General features: G+C 66.6%; 1 protein-coding gene. It reads left to right on the top strand.

What is annotated here, in order from left to right:
* Nucleotides 1-311 precede the first annotated feature (311 nt).
* Nucleotides 312-1,169 (top strand): maleylpyruvate isomerase family mycothiol-dependent enzyme, encoded by an 858-nt coding sequence (locus MUU72_RS35065; protein ID WP_248017508.1) that lies wholly within the window; start codon nt 312-314, stop codon nt 1,167-1,169.
* Nucleotides 1,170-1,450: the final 281 nt, after the last annotated feature.

Raw genomic sequence — 1,450 nt, forward strand, 5'->3', positions numbered from 1 at the left:
CAGCGAACTACCACACACCCACCGTGACAAGACCACGTAACAAAGCACTACTAGGTGGCCGCCCGCCCACCGCCAGATTCGCAGAATCCGGGCGGGCGGCGGCCACCATCGGCACCTGGTCGACCCCCCTCCTCGGGACCAACGTGAAAGTCGTCCAGCGCGCTCCCGGCGGCGTGCCCTGTCTACCCGCCGCCTATCACGACAACGTCCGCCGCACCGGTCACCGCGTCGGAGCCGCCGCGGCGGGTAAGAGAGTTGCCGTAGCGGGATATTCACTGGCGAAACGGTCATCCGGTTGGCAAGGTTCAGCCATGAACGCCCAGCTGAATGACGTGCCGAGCTATTCCTGGCTCGGTGCTCCGATCGATGCCCGCTCTCTATTCGCCCCAGAGCAGGCCGCGCTGATGGCCACACTGCACGGCCTGGCACCCCGCGACTGGGCCAAGGAGGCGGTGCCGGGCTGGACGGTCCGGGATCTCGCCGCACACATCCTGGGCGACTTCTACGGGCGTCTCGCGCGGGATCGCGACGGCCACCAAGAGGGCCCTGGTTTCGCGCCGGGCGAGACGCTGGAGGCGTTCATCCACCGCATCAACCGGGAATGGGTCGACGCCTACCGCCGGGTGAGCCCGGCCGCACTCACCGACACCCTCGACCTGATCGGCGGGCAGGCGGCCCGGTTCTTCGAGGCCACCAACCCCGACTCGCCGTCGCTGGGGGTGTCCTGGGCCGGGATCGATCCGGCGCCGATGTGGCTGGACAGCGCCCGCGACTTCACCGAGTTCTGGACCCACCGCCAGCAGATCCGCCATGCCGTCGGCCAAGCCACCGACCCTGATCTGCGCTTCCTGTCCGTGGTCCTGGATACCTTCATGCGGGCCCTGCCCCACACCCTGCGCGAGGTCACCGCGCCGGTTGGTACGCAGGTCCAAGTAGCGATCGACGGCCCGGCCGGCGGCACCTGGACCGTGACGGCCACCAGGGAGCGTTGGTCCCTCGCCAAGCCGGACGCCGAAAGTCCTGCCGCGCTCGTCCGCCTGGATGCGGAAACAGCCTGGCGGCTGTGCACGCGTGGCATCCAGCCAGACGCCGCCGTGGCCCGCGCCCTCATCAACGGTGACCGTGAACTGGCCGAGGCTGCTTGCCAGATCGTGTCCATCGTCTACTGACGCCAACCAGCTCGGAGTGGTCACACGTAGTGACATCGGCGGTCAGCTATTTCCCCAGTAGCTGGCCGCCATTGGGGAATTTGAACTGGCCGCTAACACAGGTGTCCTTGGGCTCGGAGCCAGCGTGCCATCAGACTCAACGCCGAAAATAACGAACACGTCGTCCAATGGGTTGAAGTCTGGACCATAGGCAGGTACGAGCCCCAAGTCCAAGACCACCGCGTATTCAGAGGACGTCCCGTTCAGGTGCGTGTTAGTTCATGGGTTGTGCCAGGTTGTGG

This window comes from Streptomyces rhizoryzae (genome assembly GCF_023155275.1).
Lineage (GTDB): Bacteria > Actinomycetota > Actinomycetes > Streptomycetales > Streptomycetaceae > Streptomyces > Streptomyces rhizoryzae.

Coding starts and splice junctions, on each gene's coding strand:
- MUU72_RS35065 (WP_248017508.1), top strand. CDS start 312: ATGAACGCCCAGCTGAATGACGTGCCGAGCTATTCCTGGCTCGGTGCT.